General features: G+C 67.3%; 1 protein-coding gene. It reads right to left on the reverse strand.

Translation table 11 applies throughout. From position 1 onward, the window contains the following. Positions 1 to 988: methionine adenosyltransferase (gene metK / locus ACFQSB_RS40175; protein WP_380832605.1), on the reverse strand; the 988-nt coding region annotated here is incomplete at both ends.

Below are 988 nucleotides of genomic sequence, written 5' to 3' on the forward strand. Positions count from 1 at the left end.
TGGCCACCTCGATCTTCTCGGTGCCGAAGGTCTCCACGAACACCCCCACCGGCTGCGCCTTGCCGATCGCGTAGGCCACCTGCACCTCGGCCCGATCGGCCAGCCCGGCCGCCACCACGTTCTTGGCCACCCACCGCATCGCGTACGCCGCCGACCGGTCGACCTTGGACGGGTCCTTGCCCGAGAACGCGCCACCACCGTGCCGCGCCATACCCCCATAGGTGTCCACGATGATCTTGCGGCCGGTCAGCCCCGCGTCACCCATCGGACCGCCGATCTCGAACCGCCCGGTCGGGTTGACCAGCAGCCGGTAACCCTCGGTCTCGATGCCGAGGTCGGCCAGCACCGGCTCGACGACGTGCTCCTTGATGTCGGGGGCCAGCATCTCCTTCAGGTCGATCTCCGGAGCATGCTGGGTGGAGACCACCACGGTGTCCAGGCGGACGGGGCGGTCGCCGTCGTACTCGATGGTGACCTGGGTCTTGCCGTCGGGACGCAGATAGGGAACGGTGCCGTTCTTACGCACCTCCGACAGCCGCCGCGCCATCCGATGCGCCAGCGTGATCGGCAACGGCATCAACTCGGGCGTCTCGCGCGTGGCGTACCCGAACATCAACCCCTGGTCACCGGCGCCCTGCCGGTCCAGCTCATCACCGGCCTCACCCACCCGCGCCTCATAGGCGTCATCGACACCCTGCGCGATGTCGGGCGACTGCGCCCCGATCGACACCGACACCCCGCACGAGGCACCGTCGAACCCCTTGTGCGAAGCGTCGTACCCGATCTCCAGGATCTTCTCCCGGATCAAACCCGGAATATCGACATACGTCTCAGTCGTCACCTCACCGGCGACATGGACCTGACCAGTCGTGATCATCGTCTCGACCGCGACCCGGCTCGTCGGATCGCCCTTGAGCATGGCGTCGAGGATGGCGTCGCTGATCTGGTCGGCGATCTTGTCCGGGTGACCCTCGGTGACCGACTCGGA

Source organism: Sphaerisporangium rhizosphaerae (assembly GCF_042665155.1).
GTDB lineage: Bacteria > Actinomycetota > Actinomycetes > Streptosporangiales > Streptosporangiaceae > Sphaerisporangium > Sphaerisporangium rhizosphaerae.